Genomic DNA, 19,786 nt, shown 5'->3' on the forward strand with positions numbered 1-19,786 from the left:
CGAAATGTAAAAAACAGGACAATGGCGAATGTCCGTACATGAAGAATTCGGAGGCGCGGAATTCGGAATTCGCAAAAGGGGAGAATTTTGAATCCCGAATTTATCGCTGTATTGAGTGAAGTTAGGACACTCCGATCTCACATGCGCGCATCTATTTTTCTCCCCGTCCTCTCTTGGCTTCCGAGAGCTTCCCTCAGTCTTGCCTTATAGCAAGTGAGCGTATTTGGGATTATCCCGCACGGCGCTGAGGATTTTTTTGATGTCTTGGGTGCGCTCTTTCTTCACCACCAAAGTCACATCGCCATCGCGAACGACGAGTACATCTTCCAAACCAATGGTAACGATGACATCGCGATCGTTACTGGCATAGAGAATCGCCCCTTCCGTATCCCGTCCGACGTGGTTGGCGAGTTCGACATTGGGTTCGTCCCCTTTCATCAACCGTTCGATCGCGTTCCAATCTCCCAAATCGTCCCATCCAAAGGCCACCGGCAGCACGTAGGCTAAATCCGTCTTTTCCATCAGCGCATAGTCGATACTGGTTTTGGGTAATTCGGGATACGCTTCGACTCCCCGTTCTTCGAGCATCTGCATCAGTTCGGGGACGTGAGTTCGCAACTCGGCGAGGGCAACCCCCGCCCGGAAGACGAAAATTCCGCTATTCCAGCTAAATCGACCGGTTTCTAAAAATTCTTGAGCGGTGGCGGTGTCAGGTTTTTCGGTGAAGCGATCGACCCGATAGGCCCCCAGAGATCCAAACTCGCCAATGGCTTCCCCTTGTTCGATATATCCGTATCCCGTAGAGGCATAACCGGGCTTCACACCCAAGGTGACGATCGCATCTCGACGGTTGGCAAGCTCAGCGGCTGCTTTTAAGGTTTGCTCGAACTTATCGCAATCGGCAATCCAATGATCGGCGGGGAAAAAGCCCACCACCGTATCTTCTCCGTATCGCTTGGCAATCTCTAACGTCGTCCAGGCAACGGCCGGTGCGGTATCCCGTCCTTCCGGTTCAACCAGGAGATTGGCTTCCGGTAGCTGGGGCAATTGTTCTCGAATGCCCGAGGCAAGGTGCGATGCCGTCACGATCCACAACTTTTCCCATCCGTCTGCCATCGGGCACAAACGCTGTGCGGTGGATTGCAATAGGCTCATCCCGCTACCGTCGAGGGAGAGAAATTGCTTGGGTCGTTGCTTGCGACTCAGGGGCCAGAAGCGTTCGCCTTTACCACCAGCGAGAACTACGGGCACGAAAGATTGACTCATGGCAAATTTTTGGAATTCGTTTTAGGACTTCGTTGTCGAAATGGGGTCGAAACAGAACTACATCCAAACTATGTAGACGCTGTGAAGAAACCGTGAAGAACGACACGGGAGAATCATCGATTCTCGATGAAAAGATCGGCAGAGTCAGGGATTCGTACCGACGATTTTTTGGCTGACGATCGCCAACCAGGATTGTTCCTGGCGGGGTAAACCCGGCGGTCGGTAGTAGCGATCGAGAATTTGAAAACCCGCTCCCTCCAGCATCGGAGTGAGGGTTTCGTATTCCCAGAGGGTAATGTAGCGATTGCCGGTCGGACGCTGGGTGTAGCCTTCTCCTTCTCCTCGCGCCACGGACATGACCATCGCCCCTCCAGGAACCAAAGTTCCCCACAGATTCTTCAGAACTGCCAGGGCCGCAGATCGCGGAACGTGTATCAGCGATGCGTTGGCAAACACCCCATCAAAGGTTTCCGGTGGTAAATCGAGACTCTCGAAACACTGCTGCCAAACCTCGCAACCCGAAGCTTTGCGGGCCATTTCGACAAAAGCCGGTGTGGCATCCAAGCCGACAACGTCATGTCCGAGTTTTTTGAACGCAACTAAGTCTCGTCCCGGTCCGCAGCCGAGATCGAGGATTTTACCTGGATTCTGCGGCATGGCCGCCACGAGGGCATCTCGATTTTGAGAGACATCGTGGTTCCAAGTTCCCTCTCGAAACGAATTCGCACTCAATTGATACTCAGATATCGTAATCTGCTCGTGTGGCTCCACCATACTCTGGCGTTCTCGCGCTTGTTTGGTGCGGTGGGTGGTGAGAACGATCTCGACAAGACATGAAATAGATCGCTCGCACCCATCATTCGAGAAGTTTCATCGAGAAGATAGGTCATTCTCTCGATGTGCGATTTCCACCGTTTTGTAGTTTGTTTAGATGCTTTAAATTAAGAATAGTCTTAATTTTAATTATACCATATTTTTTTACCAAAGCGTTTTGTCGATCGAAAAATTTTAGAACATAGATGACAGTTCACCCACCGTCTTCTCTGGAGCAAAGTAAACGGAATACCGAGGGAAGCGTGCTGGCAAGACGCATCTTTCGAGTGCTCCTCTTGATTCCCCAACGCGCGACGCTCCGTTTCTCAGCGCCACAGCAGGAAAATAGTTTGTAGCGAACCCACCATCACCCCTAAAATTCCCCCCAAGTTGACAATTGCTTGCAGCTCGGTTTTGACAATGCCTTGAATTGCTGCTTCCAACTCCTGGGGAGAGGTGGACTTGACGCGATCGATAATCACTTGGTCGATCGCCAGAATGGGAATGGCTTTGGCGACAATTTGTTCTAAATCTTTTTCCAAATGGCGATCGATAATAATCGCCAGTTCCGAACTAATCAATTCTAAGGAAGACGTAAATGTAGAAGAGGTTCGCAAGCGATTCAAAATGAGCTGAGCGATCCCTTCTAAATCCAGAGAATCGCTTAATTTCTCTAAAAACTGGGTTCCTTCCGCTTGAATGTAAGTCCGAACGCTATCCCGAAAGGTCTTGCGCAGTTGTTTGACCGTAGTCACCGGCAGATTTTGCAACGATAAGTTTTGCAGCCATTCTTTGAGTCGCTCTCGAATCGATAAAGATTTCACCAGTTCCGACAATCTGGCGTTGGCAGATGCTTTTTCATCCAAACAAAACGTGCGCAAGCGCGTCAGGGTATTGCGCAAACCAAATAAATTCGCCACCACCCAATAAGTTCCGCTGGTGCGTTCCCGGAATCCATCGTCAATAATGGCAATATTGCGATCGGTTAAAAAATCGATCAGCGTCAACCGTAACGTATCCGGCGGAAACACCACCCTCAGCATCCAATCAGCCAATTGACCCGCTTGGGATTCGCTCAGTTGAAACTCCAGCAAGAACTCATCGAAAACGCGATCGAGTTGCTCCTCTAGAAAATCTTCTCGGCGCGCCAATACTTTAATCAAACGCGGCAGAGAGCGACCCAACAAATCGTGCAAAATTCCCGCTAAAATCTTGGTGGTTTTGCGTTCCACATCAGATTTAATCTGCTCGCGAGCGGCTTGTAGCAGCCAGAGAATCGCCCCTTGCACCCGTTCCGTTTGCAGGAGTCGCCGCGCCAAATTTTGCAATTCCGTCGGCGTGAGTAGCGAACTCATAATCGTATCGGAGACTCGCTTTGCCAAACGCTCTTGGTTGCGGGGAATGAGACCCGGCGTCAACGGTAGGCGGCGCTTGCCAATATAAATCGGCTTGTAGGGTCGAAATAGCATATTAATAGCTAAATCGTTGGTGAAATAGCCGATCGCCCCACCGAGGATGGGAGGCGCAATTAAAACCAATACATTCGACAAGTTCAAGAGATTTGACCGAGAGTCAGATGTATAGGGAACGAACAGACCCGTGACGAGAAAGGCAGTTCGCAAGCCGGAGTGAAGGTTTAACCTCCACCTTTAGTGGCGACCAATACTCCCATCATACCGCCCGCAATCGGATAGTGGGTGGCCGTCTCGAAACCCGCAACCCTGGCGAGGCAGACTTGTTCGCCAGAAACGGGAAACCGATCCAAACTCGGACCGATATAGGCATATTCGTCCGTCATCCCAAATTCTTCGGCGGTGGGAACGACGACGGTTTCGAGATACCATTCTTGGAAGCCGCGCATCATTGCCGACGGGGGGCGATGCATATCTAAAATCGCCACGGACTTGCCCGGTTTGAGGACGCGGTGCAACTCTTGGAGACCTCGGGAAATATCCGTCAGGTTGCGCAAGCCGTATCCCATGGTAATCGCATCGAAGGTCTCATCGTCGAAGGGTAAATTGAGGGCATCTCCTTCCACCCAATCAACGGCACGAGGGGGATAGCAGGATTCGGAACGCTGCCGCGCCACCGTCAGCAGCGCCGGGGAAAAGTCAACACCCACCACCCGTCCTGTGGGGGCAACGGTTTCGGCGAGTCGCAGTGCCAAGTCACCACTACCGCAGCACACATCCAAGCAGATATCTCCGGGTTGGGCCAGAGACCACTTCACCGTCATTTGTTTCCAGACGCGATGCATTCCGCCGCTGAGGCGATCGTTGAATCGATCGTACATCGGGGCGATGCGGTTGAAGATGGATTGAATTCGATCGGCTGAAGGAGAAAACCTCATGAAAAAACGCTCGGTCGTTTACACGGGCAAAAACCTCGGCTATTTTTAGGCTATTTTTATAGCGCTTTTCACCAAAGATCAAACCCGATCGGGGAAGGTGGGTCGTTCGATCGCAAATATAAAAGTACGATCTCCTTTGGAAAAACTGCCCACCCGACAAACTGAGTCTAACTCGCACTCTGTCTGTAGATTTATTGTCCCACTTCTTCTAGATCTGGCGAGGTTGAATTTTGGGACTTCTCCTTGAAGCCTAGGCAGGCATCGCAGCGATGGCGAGGGCAATTTGTTGCGCGACCAGATGTAAGAGTTCGAGTCGGTCTTCTTGCAGTTGACCCGGTTGCTGCCACTGAAGGGACAACACCGCCAAGAGTTGTTCTTGGAAGACCACTGGCATCACCACATGAGAGCGAACCCCAGAAGCTTGGTAGTGGGGCAGTTCGGAGACATTCGTATCGGTGGTTGCGTCGATGGCGCAGCGAATGGTTTTCAGTTCGATCGCTTCTTTGACGATCGGATCGCGATCGAGCCAATTTTCTAAGGGGGCTTCCGGGCTGTAAGTGCCTGCCGCATCAAGGCGATTATCCGTTATGAGTTGGAGAATGCACCCATCAACACCAAACTCCTCTCCCACCGCCATCGCCAACGCATCCAAAGCAGCGACCCGATTTGAGGAGGTTTGCGCCGTCCGAACAATGCCAGTCAACAACGCCATGTGCGATTCCGATCGCTTCAACTCTTCCGTGCGTTCCTTGAGGACTTCATAGGTATCCGAGGCACGCTGCACCACCTTTTTCAGTTCTGTGGGGTCCCAGGGTTTGGTGATGTATTTGTAAACTTGCCCGGAGTTAATCGCTTCGACGAGATCTTCAATATCCGTAAATCCCGTCAGAATAATGCGCATGGTGTTGGGAAACTGAGGAACGGTTTTACTCAAGAATTCCGTTCCTTTCATTTCCGGCATCCGCTGATCGGAAATAATGACAGCAACTTCGCCTTCCCGTTCGAGGACTTCTAAAGCCTGCAGACCACTTTCAGCTTTGCTTACTTGAAAGTCGCGGCGAAATGTCCGATAGAGCAGATCGAGATTATCTGGTTCGTCATCGACAACCAGCATCTTGGGTTTTTGTCGTCGTGTAGTCGTTCTCAATTGTTTTTTCAGGGTTTCTAGGTCTGAGATGATGTCGTTCATACGAACCTCTGCCAGAAGTTGTCGTTCTCGACCGTTTGGCTTGGATTTTAGATTGCATCAACCGATGAAAGCTCAATCTCATCTTAACCTTCATCTCGATCGAAGCCAGAGGAACTTACATCGTTTGTCAGTGTCGAGCGCTCGCCACGGCTCAAAACCTTGGGCTTGGCGTGATTCGACATGTCCGGGAATCAAAAATTCAGATAATTTCGAGACCGAAGTCATGAATGTCTTTTCCCTTTTCCCTTTAACCCTTAACCTTTTTCCTTCAAATATCTATTTGCCATCGCTATCTTCGGAGGTTGGCGGATAAGACGTGAATTCTTCCTCGAATTCTGCTTCGGGGGTGTGGCGCGAGATCTCCGAATATCGCCGATCGTCGCCCAAACCGTAGGCAGTGGAGAAATCGACGGTATCATCTCGATCTGCCCGAAACCGATCGACCCGGCGACGGGGGGGAGAAACCCGCGAATTCGACGATCGATTCCAGTTTGTCCAAGCCGCTTTAACCCCCGCGAATAGACTGCGGGTGGTGGTTTGTACTTGGCGCGTCTGCTTTTTCACTCGGGTGACGCTTTGATTAACTTGCTGTACGGCTTCCCCAGCACTTTTGACCCCTTCGCTGACATCTTCGGTGAGTTCGGTAATTTCGAGTCCGGTGAGGCGAATGGCTTCGAGGGTCGGGGGCAGTTCCCGCGAGAGGGTATCCGCGAGTTTTTCGACGCTGCGAGCAGCTCTTTGCAATTCTCGCACGGCGGGAATCAATGCAGCGAGTACCATCACGAGGCTGAAAGCCACGAGTCCGATGGAAAGGCCTAGCCAAAACACGGGATCGGTCACGGGGAGGTTGGAGGAGTGGGGGGAGATGCCAGAGAGCGTCGGATAGGAACTCCAGACGCGGGGACGCCCGGACGCGGGAACGCGGTGAGGATAAGTGCGAGTCTGTCTGTTAAGTGGAAAACAAACACCGATCGCAAAAATCTCTTAACCATGAAGGTTGGAGTGAGTGTTTCTCGAACAAGAAAGAACGTCCAAAATCTAAAATCTAAAATCTAAAATTTTCAAAGATGGCGATCGTTGGTTGGGGATTGGGTTCGATCGTCCGATCGACTGAGGATTTGATGCTCTTGTTGGGAGGCTTCCACTCCGGCAGCGATCGCCTCAAAGACGCGATCGAGGGTTTCCCCCCAGTTCCGAACCGCAGAAGCAGAAAGGCGATCGGCGTGCAAACCGATACTGGTTGCAAGATCTTCGGCCAGTTCCGGCAGTGCTTCGGCAGATTTTTTAATCGTCTTTCGCGTCTGGCGACCCGTGCGCGGGGCAAACAGCAGACCTCCCATGGCGCCGATGGCGCTTCCTAGCAGCATCCCACCAATGAATGCGCCCGTACGGTTCTTTGACATCGCTCTCGATCTTCCTTACCCACCCATTCTAGCCCACGCTCAAAGCGCTTTTCGAGAATGTCCTATGGGAGACTTTCCCAAGGGCGAAATCCGCTTCCTTCCCCGGCGCTGCCACGCCCACCTGCCAAAAGATAAAAGTGCCAACACCTTGCGCACCCGTCGCATTTGCAGTTCTAACTGTCGGTACTGACGGCGGAACTGTTGCGTTCCCACCTGACCCGATCGAATCCCATCGGGGGCATCCTGAAGAAGATAGTGGGTATTGCGTTCGACATCGAACAAGACATCGGCAACCCGCGCTAAGGTTCGCCGCAGTTTCAACACCCGCCAAGTCAGGTAAAAACATACCAGCGCGATTAGGGCATTGACGATTAGAATAGCGGCGAGCATCGTTTGAGGGAGTGAAGAGAGAACAGTAACCCGATGGAGATTAGTTTTCGATCGAGAAGGAGATTTGGCATCATCCTATCCGATCGAGCCATTAGAGGGAAGGGATTCGTCCGTCGATCGCAGCATCCCTTTGGAACTGGGAATCGCACCAGCCCGTCGGGGATCGATTTCGGTGGCCATCCGCAGCGATCGGGCAAAGGCTTTGAAGGTGGCTTCAATAATATGGTGGGAGTTAATCCCGTCGAGTTGGCGAATGTGGAGGGTCATTTGCGCGTGATTGACGATCGCCACGAAAAACTCTCGCACCAACTGAGTATCGTAGGTTCCCACGCGCTGGGTGGGAATGTCTAAGCCGTAGCTGAGGTGGGGACGGCCGGAAAAATCTAATGAAACTTGAACTAACGCCTCATCCAGGGGGGCGATGAAATGCCCGAAGCGGACGATGCCTTTAAAATCTCCCAAGGCTTTCCCGAAAGCTTGTCCGAGGGTGATGCCCACATCTTCGTTGGTATGGTGATCGTCGATTTCGATGTCTCCCGTTGCCCGTACGTCTAAATCGATCAGCCCGTGGGAGGAGATTTGATGCAGCATGTGATCGAGAAAAGGAATCCCCGTTTCGGCGGTGCAGCGACCCGTTCCATCGAGATTAATGCTAACACTGACGTCGGTTTCACCGGTGGTGCGGGATACGGAGGCCGTACGAGTCAGTTGTGCGGGGCTAGGGGTTGAAGAACTAGAGGAAGGGCGATCGGTGGTTTGCATGGCTTCGGTGACACCAGAAATGGACTGGATCGGGACTCTTGCGGGCGATCGATGGTGTTTCGACAGGAACAGATGGAAAAAATGGGATGCTCGATCGCGTTAGAGTCGCGCTTATCGATTTTAGGTCAATTGCGATCGTCTCGGAAATCTACCGATTGAAACTCTCCTTGGATGGGGTTGACTGACTGGTGGCTGTTATCGGATTTTAGATTTTAGCAGCTCTCCCCCCGCTTCCTCAGCTCTTTTGTCTCCTTGACGACCCAAGAAAATAGCTACCCGATCGCATATGACTCGTCCCACCGCCACGTTGCTGATTTCCTGTCCCGATCGCCAGGGTTTAGTTGCCACCATTGCCAATTTCATCTATTCCTATGGGGGCAATATCGTCCATGCCGACCAACATACGGACTTCGAGACGGGAATTTTCTTAAGTCGGGTGGAGTGGCAGCTTGATGGTTTCAATCTCCCCCGCGAGATAATCGCCCCAGCTTTCGAGGCGATTGCCAAACCCCTGGATGCGACTTGGGAAGTGCATTTCTCCGACGAGAAACCCCGCCTCGCCATTTGGGTGACTCAGCAAGACCATTGTCTGCTCGATTTGCTCTGGCGGCAGCGTGCTAAAGAACTACCCGCCGAAATTCCCCTGATTATTGGCAATCACGAAACATTGCGTCCTGTTGCCCAAAGCTTCGGCATCGACTACCACCACATCCCCATTTCCAAAGACACCAAATCCGAAGCGGAAGCCCAACAGTTGGAGTTACTCGAAGAATACAACATCGATTTGGTGGTGCTGGCGAAGTACATGCAAATTCTCAGCGCCGAGTTTATCGATCGATTTCCGAAAATTATCAATATCCATCACTCCTTCCTCCCGGCTTTTCCCGGCGCGCGTCCCTACCATCGTGCCTACAAGCGGGGGGTGAAGATTATCGGTGCGACGGCTCACTACGCCACGGTGGATCTCGATGAAGGTCCGATTATCGAGCAGGATGTGGCGCGAGTCAGTCACCGGGATGAAGTCGCCGATTTGATTCGTAAAGGCAAGGATTTGGAACGGATCGTCCTCGCCAGGGCCGTGCGCTTGCACTTACAACATCGGGTGTTGGTGTATGGGAATCGAACGGTAATTTTTTCGTAATCGCGTTATCGGATCGGCCTTTCTAACGATTTTTAATACCGGTTTTCGATCGGCTCGACTCTAGATTCTACCGTTGCCCAAAAATCAGCAAAAACGTAATTCTCTCGTTGAAGAGGACACGATCGGATCTTGAAGCAAAACTCGCGTTAATTCCCATTGGCTGGATGAGCTGATGGTTGAAAGCTGAATGCTTACCCCAAAACTTTGCAAAATCTATGGGAAATCTATAATTTAAAACGGCGATCGACTTCGGAAACGACACGATCGAAATTGTGGTTATCGTTGAAATAGCCAAATCTAAAAGATTTTCGATCGCATTTTATGCTTCAATTGCAAAACTTGAAAGCGCGAAACATTTTCACCCTCATTTTTTTAATGTTCGGTATTTTGGGGCTGTACGTTCAATTAAGCCGTTTGGGCTATACCGTGCCTCTCAATTTAATTCCCGATGTTTTTTGCTTGAAGGGGTGTTCCACTCCGGCTAATTTGCATCAAGTCACCCCAGAGGATCGTCTCTTAACCGAGGGAGATGCAATTTCCAATCTTTTAAAATCTGCCAATTTCGAGCCCAATAAAGTTTCACTCTTAGTCGAAAAATCAAAATTTAAGCTGACGGTTTTCTTCGACGGGCAACCGGTAAAATCTTATCCCATGGTATTAGGGGGAAATCCGGTCGGCGATAAACGTAAAGAAGGCGATCGCAAAACCCCAGAAGGCATTTTTACCATCCAGGATATCTACCCTCACCCGCAATGGTCGAGCTTTTTCTGGATCGATTATCCGACCCCAGAATCTTGGCGCAAACATCTCAAAGCCAAGTGGAACGGTGAGATTAGTTGGTTCGATCGCGTCGGTAGCGAAGTCGGAATTCACGGTGTCCCGGCAGGGGCCAACAGTTGGATCGATACTGGCACGAACTGGACGTGGGGATGCGTTTCTCTCAAAAATGAAGATATCGAAGAACTCGATCGAATCTTGCAAGTCGGAACTCCCATTGAAATTATGCCCTAACGGCTTCGGAATTTGTCTGGGGAGCGATTCGTTTTGCCATCAAAATATCCGGCTTTCCCCATCCATTCGCATCTGGAAGCACACCAACGATCGCAAATCCCACACTTTGATAAAACTCGTAGGGATGACCGCGCAAATTGCGAATTTTGGAAATATGTTCCCAAACGTCGGGATATAAATCGATTCCCGATAACGTGGTTAAATTGTTCTCATCATCACTTCCCACCCACAGGGTTATTCCTCCTCGTTCTCGCGCTTGCGCTTCCAAATCCATCACCAACGATCGACCGATTCCCTGGCGGCGACATTCGGCTTTTACCACCAAGGGATGTAGTTCCCAAACATGACCGTCGTACTGAGGAGTTCCACCAATCCAGCCGACGACTTCACCTCGATTGTCGAGCGCAATTCGACTGATGCGATCGGTCTCGAAAAATTCTCGCACTTCTGCGAGCGCCACAGATAAATTGGGGTAGGCATTGGGCCAGTCTTGGCGAAAACTGTCGACGAGTAACTGGGCTATTTGCTCGATTTTAAGTTCATCATCGGCAGATAAATTGAGAATTTTAATTTTCATCGTTTCAACAAAGTATTTGATTTCAGGGTTTAATTTCAGAGTTTGATATTGTGGCGATCGGACTTACGTTGATTATGAAATCTAAAAACGACATCATGTCAGATGAGACACTTCTCTTTCCTCTGGAGAATTCGCAGAAGATGAAAAAACGAACCCTCAGTTTACTATTCGCCATCGGGATAAATCTTCTCGGTGCGATCGCCGTTCCGAAATTCGCCCAAGCCGACGAACCCAACTATGTCCTCGCTATCAGTTGGCAGCCGGGTTTCTGCGAAACGCGACCGAATTTACCCGAATGCGAAAGTCAAACAGGCGATCGATTTGATGCCACTTATTTTTCCATTCACGGACTGTGGCCGCAACCTCGCAATAACATTTACTGTCATGTTTCCCACGCCATCGAACAAACCGATCGAGACGGACGATGGTTGGATTTACCGGCACTGGATTTAAGTACCTCCACCCGGCGCGAGTTACAAATCAAGATGCCTGGATATGAGTCGGGACTCCATCGCCACGAGTGGTACAAACACGGCACCTGTTACTCAGAAACTCCAGAAGAATACTATCGCGAGACAATCGCCTTACTCGATCGATTGAACGCTTCCCCAGTACGGACGTTATTCGCACAAAATTTGGAAAACGATATTACAGACGATCGGGTAAGCCAAGCCTTCGATCGTGAATTTGGCGCGGGTTCTAAAGTCTCGATGCGTTGCAAGTCGGTGGATGGGGAAAACCTCATCTACGAACTGCGGATTAACCTGCGCGGGGAAATTGATGAAGATAGCGATATTACCGATTTACTATGGGCCGCCCCCGATGCTAGATCGGGATGCTCCCTCGGACAGGTAGATTCGGTGGAAGAATAGATATTTGGAGCAGGGAGTTAACGAACGGTAGTGCGGTAATGGCAGGATGGGGCGATCGGGCAAAAGAAGACGATTATCGCAACAGACCCATTCTCAATTACCAATTGTCCATTGTTCGTTCACTCCTCCCTATCCTCCCACTTCAAACACGGGGTTATTCATCGGCCAGCCACGGGGTTCGGCGAGCACCTCGCCAATGGGAAGCGCGGTTTCTTGCCCGTTTAAGTAACGCTTGACGAGTCGATCGTAGAGTAAGAGATAAATAGCCGCACCGAGATTCGTACAGTGGCGGGTGGGAATAAAGACTCGCCGATGACACAGACCGCGAACGCTCGTCGGTACGCTACCATCTTCGGGTCCGAACAAATAGATGGCATTCTCTGGATGCTCGAATACTAGAAGATTCTCAGAGCTGGGTAATAATTCCACCGCCACGGGGGTGACCTTCTCAAAGTGATTTAAAGGGCGATCGTCGAGGATAATATCCACATCGGCAAACCCTTTCATCCGTTCTTCTCGAGGAATTCGGTTTTTCTCCCAAACCGCCTGAGCACACCGCTGACCGGTAATCCAAACCTGCGAAACCCCAAAACAGGAAGCAGCTCGTACTGCCGCACCGACATTAAAGGGATCGCGAGGGTCAAACATGACGATTGCGGGTAATTTTCCCTGACAAGGCGCTTTAAAAGGCCATTTGGGTAATTGGAAATCTGCGGTTTTACTCATATTAGTGATGCTCGGCGATCGAAGTTCTTTGCCTACCAGTCTAGTCGATCGTTTTCTTGACCATCTGTCGCTCCCAGGGAGTCGATCGCCTTTTAATCCTCACACAAATCTACTTCATCGCTTGGCTGGTTGGTTAGCGAACCGATGCGTAAGCGATGACCGTCTGGGTCTTCGATATTCATCTCCCTCACGCCCCAGGAAAACGTCGTGGGGGCTTGGCGAATCTTTGCCCCTTTGCCTTGATATTCTGCATACAATCCATCAACATCCTCAACAAAAATAGACATCCACGTTCCCGGATGCCCCTGCCCATTTTGGCAGAAAAAAATACACACTTCATCTCTCGAGACAGACGCGAAGGAGGGCGGATCTTCCCAATCCCAATCTTTTTTAAATCCGAGAACGTTGATGTAATATTCGAGGCTCTCGGAAATACTTTTGACATTTAAAATCGGTGTTAGACCGCTAAACTTACACGGCTTTTTGCTGTCGTGGGAATTGCTGTGCATGGTTGCCCCCAAACTGAAAATTTTCATCTCAATATTATTTGTACGTTAATCTATTGAGTCTGTCAACCCATTCGGTATGGCAATGGCATTGTTTTGAATTCATAAAGAAACTTAAAAGTCAAGACAACCAGACAATGGTTTGGGATCGGACACGCTCAAATCCGGTTCTAATACACCACTTATTTAACGCCAGTTCGGGTTAAGGATACTTGAAAGTCCTGGTACTGATGTAGATTCGATTCATGAGTAGAAGAACCTATCACCCCACAGGCTCTAATCGACTCTCAGCACTCACGATCGCCCCCGAATCTGCCCCCTACACCCCACCCCCGGTCACCCTACACCCCACCCCCAAGCGACACTTTTTATCCCGAACTGACGTTATTGAAGCGGGAATGGATTCCTGTCAGAAAAGGGTTTAGTTGATTTTTATAAAGTAGTTTTTGATACCGGATTGAAAATCGGATGCACTTCGATCGAGGCTTGAGTTTGCGGATGGTTGTTCTCGATACTCGATCGAACCTCGACCACAGAGATAGGGAGTGTCAAGATAGTAGCAATCCACTCAACTGGTCAGTTCAATTTACGACGACTATGAGCAAATCTCCCGACTTTATCATCATCGGTGCAATGAAGTGTGCGACGAGTACCTTGCACGACCAACTCGCGCAGCAACCGGGTATTTTCATGAGCGAACTCAAAGAACCCAATTTTTTCAGCAATGATGATATCTACGTGCAAGGATGGGAATGGTACGCCTCCCACTTTGAAGACGCTTCTCCACAGGATTTATGCGGCGAATCGAGTACCCACTACACGAAACTTCCCACCTATCCTGACACCGTCGAACGCATTCGCCAAAGCCTCCCGGAGGTGAAACTGATTTACGTGATGCGTCATCCCGTCGAGCGGCTGGTCTCTCAATACATTCACGAATGGTCGCAACGAGTGATGTCGGAGGAGATCAACACCGCAGTAGACCAATACCCAGAGTTAATCGAATACAGTCGCTATACCGTTCAGTTGCAGCCATTCTTCGATACGTTTGGTCCCGATCGTATCTTACCCGTATTTTTCGAACGGCTCGCCACCGACCCGCAGGCGGAGTTGGAGCGCATCGGTCGTTTCATCGGTTACTCCGGTCAACCGACTTGGGAAGATAACCGCGACGCGCAGAACGTTTCGACTGCGCGAATGCGCCAGAGTCTGTTGCGAGATTTAATCGTCGAAGCACCCGGTCTTCGGGAACTACGCCGCTTATTGATTCCCAAATCGTTTCGCTTGTGGGTCCGAAGCTTGTGGACGATGAAAGACAAGCCAGAGTTAGCCTCCGAGAAAGTAGAACGCTTAGAGAAAATTTTCGACGAAGATTTAAAGGTATTGGGTTCTTGGTTGGGAATGTCGCTGTCGTGCGAAAACTTTAAAGAAATGGTTTGCGCAAATTCCGTAAATTGGAGCGAAGATGCAGGGAAAATATTGCGTCCTCTGAGCTAAGTCTGGGCAAAATTGACGGTGCGCGTTATTGTAACCTGACCCATTGAAGCATCAGACATCTAGGCGAGTACTCCACCACAGAAACGAGCGCGAGTAATTTTGTGGCCGGACTCTCCCCATGCGTATCCAGAGTAGGCACGGGAGCACGATCCGACTCGTCACCACCTGTTTGGTGGAGTACTCGTTAAGATACTCGATTGACGGTTCGATGGCTTCAATCTCTCTAAACTTTAACGATTCAGCAAGCTCTACTTATTACTTATTAACGCGGTGTGCGCTCTTTTTGCGCTCACCATCCTTTCGAGCGAGTCGAAAAATCCCCCTTTTCCCCGTAGGAGAGGATTTTGGAGAATTAAGTTGCACATGGCGTTATTACTTATTACTTCTCGAACAAGAGTATCGGTTTACCCACCTAAAATCGGTCGGTTGACCACCCGGCGGTGAATACAACTTCCTCTTTACGGTTTGTACCAATGTGAGTTTTTTGTAAGTTTCCTAAGATGAGATTGTAGTTGATACCGAGCCGCAAACCTTCAAAAACAGTCTGAATACCGGCTAGTTCAACGAACAAATCGACTAACGATATTCATCTTTATAATTCTCTCGCATTCACCTCAAACTTGGAGAAAAAACTCATGCCCGCCACCCGCATTTATTGGCAAACTCAACCTCAATTTAATCCCTTCATTCGCGAATTAGAACAGCTCTTCGATCGCGCCAATATTCCGAACCCTTCGGGGCGATCGACATCTCAATCCAGGGTCGTTAAATTACGGCCGAGAGTCGAACTTAGAGAAGATTCTCAAGCCTATCGAGTGCGGGTGGAACTGCCCGGTGTCGATCGCCAAAATATCGAAGTCAGCGCGAGCGATCGCACCCTCAAAATAGTCGGTCGTCGCCACCGCGATCGCCCCGAGGATCGCCCCCTGGTCTCAGAATGGCGCTACGGTATCTTCGAGCGAGTTCTATCCCTACCCGAAGCCATCGATAACACTGAGGTGAGCGCAGATTTAGACAATGGCATCCTCAGCGTCATCCTCCCCAAACTCTCGGCAAAACGACCTGAGTTGGTCAAAGTTCGGATTGGGAATGCAGTGTCCCCGATAGTGACCTCAGAACCATTGGTAACCGAACCAACCAATGTCGCAACATCCGAAGAGAATACTGAAGGGAACACGACCGATGCGGCTACATCTGAAGAGAAAATCCCCGTCGAGACATCCGAGAGAATCCCTTCCGATCTGACAGACGATGTCTGGGTTACCCAGTAACCACTGAAGGCAGATGCCGATCGAGCTAAAGCAACCCAGGCGATCGCAACTCGATCGGACCGGCGATCGCTCCCAAAACTCACAAACCGTCCCCTAACAGGTTCGGAAAACACCCCTACATCAGAGGTGCTAACCCAGTTCAGTATAGAAAGATAAGAATCAAGCGCAATTCACGCTTGACTTCAAAGCGCTCTCAACGGACAAGGGTTCGACACTCGATCTTGACGCTGTGCATTCCGAACCATCCATCACATCAACATCACACCTGTAGAGACTAGAATCCAGAAAACCCTATGGCTAAAGTAGTTGGAATTGACCTCGGAACGACAAACTCTTGCGTCGCAGTTATGGAAGGTGGTAAACCGACCGTGATCGCCAACGCAGAAGGCGCGCGGACAACCCCTTCTGTGGTCGCTTACGCCAAGAAAGATAAGAGCGAGCGTCTCGTCGGTCAAATTGCCAAGCGTCAAGCGGTGATGAATCCGGAAAATACGTTTTATTCCGTGAAGCGATTCATCGGTCGGCGCTTCGATGAAGTCACCCACGAAACCACCGAAGTTCCCTATCAAGTTCTCAACGTTAACGGAACGGTTAAGCTCGACTGCGTCGCCGCTGGAAAGCAGTTCGCACCGGAAGAAATTTCCGCCCAGGTACTGCGCAAACTCGCTGAAGATGCCAGTAAGTACCTCGGCGAAACCGTCACGCAAGCGGTGATTACCGTCCCGGCTTACTTCAACGACTCCCAGCGTCAAGCCACGAAAGACGCGGGTAAGATTGCCGGACTCGAAGTCCTGCGAATTATCAACGAACCGACGGCCGCTTCCTTGGCTTACGGCTTAGATAAGAAGAGTAACGAAACCATTCTCGTCTTTGACTTGGGCGGTGGAACCTTCGACGTTTCCATTTTGGAAGTGGGCGATGGCGTGTTTGAAGTGATGGCCACCTCCGGGGATACCCACCTGGGTGGAGACGACTTCGACAAACAAATCGTCGACTATATCGCCGAAGATTTTAAGAACACCGAAGGCATCGACCTGCGCAAAGATAAGCAAGCGCTGCAACGACTCACGGAAGCCGCCGAAAAAGCCAAAATCGAACTCTCTAGCGTCACTCAAGCGGAAATCAACCTACCGTTTATTACGGCGACGCAAGATGGCCCCAAGCACGTCGATATGACCCTAACCCGGGCCAAGTTCGAGGAAATTTGCTCCGATTTAATCGATCGCTGCCGCATCCCTGTCGAAAACGCCCTTCGCGATGCCAAACTCAGCAAGAGCGATATCGACGAAGTGGTGATGGTGGGAGGTTCGACCCGCATCCCCGCCGTTCAAGAACTGGTGACGAAGGTTCTCGACAAAGCTCCCAACCAAACGGTGAACCCCGATGAGGTGGTCGCCGTCGGTGCCGCAATTCAAGGTGGCGTCCTGGCTGGGGAAGTTAAGGATATCCTCTTGCTCGACGTGACGCCGCTGTCTCTGGGGGTCGAAACCCTCGGTGGCGTGATGACCAAGCTGATTCCCCGCAACACCACCATCCCCACCAAGAAATCCGAAACCTTCTCCACCGCTGTGGACGGTCAAACCAACGTGGAAATCCACGTCCTGCAAGGGGAGCGGGAAATGTCCTCCGATAACAAGAGCTTGGGAACCTTCCGTTTGGATGGTATTCCCCCGGCCCCCCGAGGCGTGCCTCAAATTGAGGTGACCTTCGATATCGATGCCAACGGTATTTTGAACGTCAAGGCTCAAGATAAGGGATCGGGTAAAGAGCAGTCCATCAGCATTACCGGTGCATCGACGCTTTCCGATACTGAAGTCGATCGCATGGTTAAGGATGCAGAAGCCAACGCGAGTGCCGACCAAGAGCGCCGGGAACGCATCGAACTCAAAAACCAAGCCGACTCTCTGGCCTATCAAGCCGAAAAACAGATTAGCGAACTTGGCGATAAAGTGCCGGCTGACGACAAGAGCAAGATCGAAGGATTGGTCAAAGAGTTGAAAGATGCGATCGCCGCAGAAGACTACGACACCATGAAGTCGAAAACGGAAGAGTTGCAGCAAGCACTCTACAGCGTCAGCGCCAACCTATACCAGCAAGCCGGTGGTGCCGAAGCCGCTGCGGGTGCGCCTCCCTCTGACGGTGCAGAGCCTTCTTCTTCTTCGTCTTCGGGTTCCTCCAACAGCGACGGTGATGATGTCATCGATGCGGAGTTCTCTGAAACCAAGTAACTCTCAAACTCAGTTAGCGATTTCACAGCGACAGTAATGCGATGAATTCGCGTAAAGATAGGGGCGGTTCGACCGTCCCTATTTTTTGTCATCAGTTTGAGGTTGGAAGCAGGGGGAAACGGGAGCAAGGGGAGAAACGGGGGATGGGAAAGACGCGGTGACGCGGTGATGAGGAATTGGAGCTGGGGTTTGAGGTTTTGGGAATGGGGTTTGGAAACCAGAAAATTTTGAGTGATTCGCCAACACATTTCCCCGTTGTCTTCCCCCTCTCCCTTGTCTCCCCCCTCTCCCCAAGCCTCCCAAAGCCTCCCGAAGCCAACAGCGACCCGAGCCTGCTAAACTATCCTCTACTGGCTTTTGGATGGGATATGACCGCAGTAAAAATTTCCGTTCCCGCTACGACGGCGAATATCGGACCGGGGTTCGATTGTTTGGGAGCAGCGCTAACGCTGTACAATCACTTTGCATTTGCGCCGCTAGAGGGGACGGATTCAGCTCTGGAAATTCGGGTGACGGGTCTCGAAGCCGATCGAGTCACCACCGATGAGAGTAATTTGGCGTATCAGGCTTTTGCGAAACTCTACGATCGTTTGGGTCAAATGCCACCTCCCGTCGCGATCGAAATCGAATTAGGAGTTCCCCTCGCTCGTGGGTTGGGGAGTTCTGCCACGGCGATCGTCGGTGGGTTGATGGGGGCGAATCAACTGGCAGGAGAACCGTTGAGTCATGAAGATTTGATGCAGTTGGCGATCGCCATTGAAGGGCATCCCGATAATGTCGTGCCGGCGTTGCTGGGGGGCTGTCGCCTTGCGGCTTCTGCGGACTCTTCTGAGGGGTCGGACTGGCAAATTTGCGAGATTCCCTGGCATTCGGATATCGTGCCGGTGGTGGCGATTCCGGATTTTGAGCTGTCGACAGCCGAAGCGCGGAAGGTACTTCCCACGGAATACAGTCGCGCCGATGCCATTTTCAATCCCGCCCATTTGGGGTTGCTGCTGCGGGGTCTAGAGACGGGAAACGGTGACTGGTTGCGGGTGGGAACCCTCGATCGCATTCACCAACCCTATCGGCAAACCTTGATTCCCGGCTACGATGCGGTGAGAGATGCAGCGTTGGCAGCTGGGGCCTATGGAATGACCATTAGCGGGGCCGGACCGACGTTACTCGCCTTGGCATCTCCCTCTGTGGCAGCGGAGATCGTCGCGGCGATGCAGGTCCCGTGGCAAGCCGCAGGAATTCATCCAGAAGTGCGATCGCTGCAGGTGGATACCCAAGGGGCGAAGGTTGGCTAGTCTCGCGATGTTCTCTGATGGTTCAAACACTTGTCTGGGTGTACTTTGGAATCTTTAGAGGCGGGGAGAGAAATTGTATCATCTGTATTTGTTGCCTCTCACATTGCGCTCGGTCATCGATCGCTATCCCAGATCGATAAAATCCCGCTCGATATTTAAGAATTCGGCATTCGAGTCTTGAACGACACCAATTAAATCCGTCGGACCCGCAGCATTTTCAAAAATCCCGACACCATCACCGAAGCCGTCAATGCTCATATTGACCAAGTTGATGCGATCGGTATCGCGAACGGCGATATGCAATGACAGCAAAATCGCTATTGCCCCCACCTACATAACGTCAGTTTTGCTACCGCGACGTGGACGGGATGCCGACTCTGGGTGAGATTCGGGCGGTTGGCAAGCCTCTTGATGAGCGAAGCGATCGCACTGGCTACATCTGGTTGCTGGGGAGCAAAGTACTTCATCCCGATTCCCCATTCCCCATTCCCC

The 19,786-nt window shown here is 51.0% G+C and carries 21 protein-coding genes; 8 read left to right on the plus strand and 13 right to left on the minus strand.

From position 1 onward, the window contains the following. Positions 1-204: 204 nt before the first annotated feature. The 9 genes from AC2215_RS19335 to hisB all read right to left on the minus strand — a co-directional run bounded on the left by AC2215_RS19335 (position 205) and on the right by hisB (position 8,173). Positions 205-1,266 carry a mannose-1-phosphate guanylyltransferase gene (locus AC2215_RS19335; RefSeq protein ID WP_486811639.1) on the minus strand — a complete coding sequence of 354 codons (1,062 nt, stop codon included), beginning with the start codon at positions 1,264-1,266 and terminating at the stop codon, positions 205-207. Between the two features lie 144 nt (positions 1,267-1,410). Continuing rightward, positions 1,411-2,040: a class I SAM-dependent methyltransferase gene (locus AC2215_RS19340; RefSeq protein ID WP_486811640.1), complete on the minus strand. Its 630-nt coding sequence runs from the start codon at positions 2,038-2,040 to the stop codon at positions 1,411-1,413. A 365-nt stretch (positions 2,041-2,405) separates the two neighbouring features. Continuing rightward, positions 2,406-3,629: a DUF445 domain-containing protein gene (locus AC2215_RS19345; RefSeq protein WP_486811661.1), complete on the minus strand. Its 1,224-nt coding sequence runs from the start codon at positions 3,627-3,629 to the stop codon at positions 2,406-2,408. 86 nt (positions 3,630-3,715) lie between these two features. Further along, a complete protein-coding gene (gene ubiE, locus AC2215_RS19350; RefSeq protein WP_486811641.1) occupies positions 3,716-4,429 on the minus strand; it encodes a bifunctional demethylmenaquinone methyltransferase/2-methoxy-6-polyprenyl-1,4-benzoquinol methylase UbiE in 714 nt (237 codons plus the stop codon). Between the two features lie 250 nt (positions 4,430-4,679). Continuing rightward, complete coding sequence (locus tag AC2215_RS19355) at positions 4,680-5,618, minus strand: response regulator (RefSeq protein ID WP_486811642.1); 939 nt, start codon at positions 5,616-5,618, stop codon at positions 4,680-4,682. Between the two features lie 276 nt (positions 5,619-5,894). Next, entirely contained in the window at positions 5,895-6,458 is a 564-nt protein-coding gene (locus AC2215_RS19360) for a DUF948 domain-containing protein (protein ID WP_486811643.1), read from the minus strand. Positions 6,459-6,679: 221 nt separating this feature from the next. After that, a complete protein-coding gene (locus tag AC2215_RS19365; RefSeq protein WP_486811644.1) occupies positions 6,680-7,021 on the minus strand; it encodes a YtxH domain-containing protein in 342 nt (113 codons plus the stop codon). 39 nt (positions 7,022-7,060) lie between these two features. Beyond that, complete coding sequence (locus AC2215_RS19370; protein WP_486811645.1) at positions 7,061-7,411, minus strand: hypothetical protein; 351 nt, start codon at positions 7,409-7,411, stop codon at positions 7,061-7,063. A gap of 75 nt (positions 7,412-7,486) precedes the next feature. Further along, positions 7,487-8,173, minus strand: coding sequence for an imidazoleglycerol-phosphate dehydratase HisB (hisB, locus tag AC2215_RS19375; protein WP_486811646.1), 687 nt, complete (start codon positions 8,171-8,173; stop codon positions 7,487-7,489). 286 nt (positions 8,174-8,459) lie between these two features. On the opposite strand from hisB, the gene purU reads away from it, so the two are divergent. Together purU and AC2215_RS19385 are read left to right on the plus strand one after the other, a co-directional pair. Beyond that, on the plus strand, positions 8,460-9,314 hold the full coding sequence (gene purU / locus AC2215_RS19380; RefSeq protein WP_486811647.1) for a formyltetrahydrofolate deformylase: 855 nt from the start codon (positions 8,460-8,462) through the stop codon (positions 9,312-9,314). A gap of 321 nt (positions 9,315-9,635) precedes the next feature. Then, positions 9,636-10,325 (plus strand): L,D-transpeptidase family protein, encoded by a 690-nt coding sequence (locus AC2215_RS19385; protein WP_486811648.1) that lies wholly within the window; start codon positions 9,636-9,638, stop codon positions 10,323-10,325. Here AC2215_RS19385 and AC2215_RS19390 read toward each other — a convergent pair. Continuing rightward, the gene (locus tag AC2215_RS19390) at positions 10,315-10,902 is read right to left on the minus strand and encodes a GNAT family N-acetyltransferase (RefSeq protein WP_486811649.1); all 588 of its coding nucleotides are present in this window, start codon (positions 10,900-10,902) and stop codon (positions 10,315-10,317) included. The two genes, AC2215_RS19385 and AC2215_RS19390, sit on opposite strands and share 11 nt — an antisense overlap. Positions 10,903-11,042: 140 nt before the next feature. Between AC2215_RS19390 and AC2215_RS19395 the strand changes: the two genes are divergently transcribed. Continuing rightward, positions 11,043-11,774 carry a ribonuclease T2 family protein gene (locus AC2215_RS19395; protein ID WP_486811650.1) on the plus strand — a complete coding sequence of 244 codons (732 nt, stop codon included), beginning with the start codon at positions 11,043-11,045 and terminating at the stop codon, positions 11,772-11,774. A 129-nt stretch (positions 11,775-11,903) separates the two neighbouring features. Here the strand turns inward: AC2215_RS19395 and AC2215_RS19400 are convergent, their stop codons facing one another. Together AC2215_RS19400 and AC2215_RS19405 are read right to left on the minus strand one after the other, a co-directional pair. Next, positions 11,904-12,500 carry a TrmH family RNA methyltransferase gene (locus AC2215_RS19400; protein WP_486811651.1) on the minus strand — a complete coding sequence of 199 codons (597 nt, stop codon included), beginning with the start codon at positions 12,498-12,500 and terminating at the stop codon, positions 11,904-11,906. A gap of 92 nt (positions 12,501-12,592) precedes the next feature. Further along, complete coding sequence (locus tag AC2215_RS19405) at positions 12,593-13,036, minus strand: glyoxalase superfamily protein (RefSeq protein ID WP_486811652.1); 444 nt, start codon at positions 13,034-13,036, stop codon at positions 12,593-12,595. Positions 13,037-13,251: 215 nt separating this feature from the next. Here AC2215_RS19405 and AC2215_RS19410 point away from each other — a divergent pair, with 215 nt between their 5' ends. The 5 genes from AC2215_RS19410 to thrB all read left to right on the plus strand — a co-directional run bounded on the left by AC2215_RS19410 (position 13,252) and on the right by thrB (position 19,294). Next, positions 13,252-13,431 (plus strand): hypothetical protein, encoded by a 180-nt coding sequence (locus tag AC2215_RS19410; protein ID WP_486811653.1) that lies wholly within the window; start codon positions 13,252-13,254, stop codon positions 13,429-13,431. Positions 13,432-13,603: 172 nt separating this feature from the next. Beyond that, positions 13,604-14,503 (plus strand): sulfotransferase family protein, encoded by a 900-nt coding sequence (locus AC2215_RS19415; protein WP_486811654.1) that lies wholly within the window; start codon positions 13,604-13,606, stop codon positions 14,501-14,503. Positions 14,504-15,138: 635 nt separating this feature from the next. After that, positions 15,139-15,774, plus strand: a complete 636-nt coding sequence (locus tag AC2215_RS19420; RefSeq protein WP_486811655.1) for an Hsp20/alpha crystallin family protein — start codon at positions 15,139-15,141, stop codon at positions 15,772-15,774. 293 nt (positions 15,775-16,067) lie between these two features. Next, a complete protein-coding gene (gene dnaK, locus AC2215_RS19425; protein ID WP_486811656.1) occupies positions 16,068-18,002 on the plus strand; it encodes a molecular chaperone DnaK in 1,935 nt (644 codons plus the stop codon). Positions 18,003-18,370: 368 nt separating this feature from the next. Then, complete coding sequence (thrB, locus tag AC2215_RS19430) at positions 18,371-19,294, plus strand: homoserine kinase (RefSeq protein WP_486811657.1); 924 nt, start codon at positions 18,371-18,373, stop codon at positions 19,292-19,294. A gap of 123 nt (positions 19,295-19,417) precedes the next feature. Here thrB and AC2215_RS19435 read toward each other — a convergent pair whose 3' ends face one another. Further along, positions 19,418-19,606 carry a hypothetical protein gene (locus AC2215_RS19435; RefSeq protein WP_486811658.1) on the minus strand — a complete coding sequence of 63 codons (189 nt, stop codon included), beginning with the start codon at positions 19,604-19,606 and terminating at the stop codon, positions 19,418-19,420. Positions 19,607-19,786 lie beyond the last annotated feature (180 nt).

This window comes from Zarconia sp., from assembly GCF_057467645.1.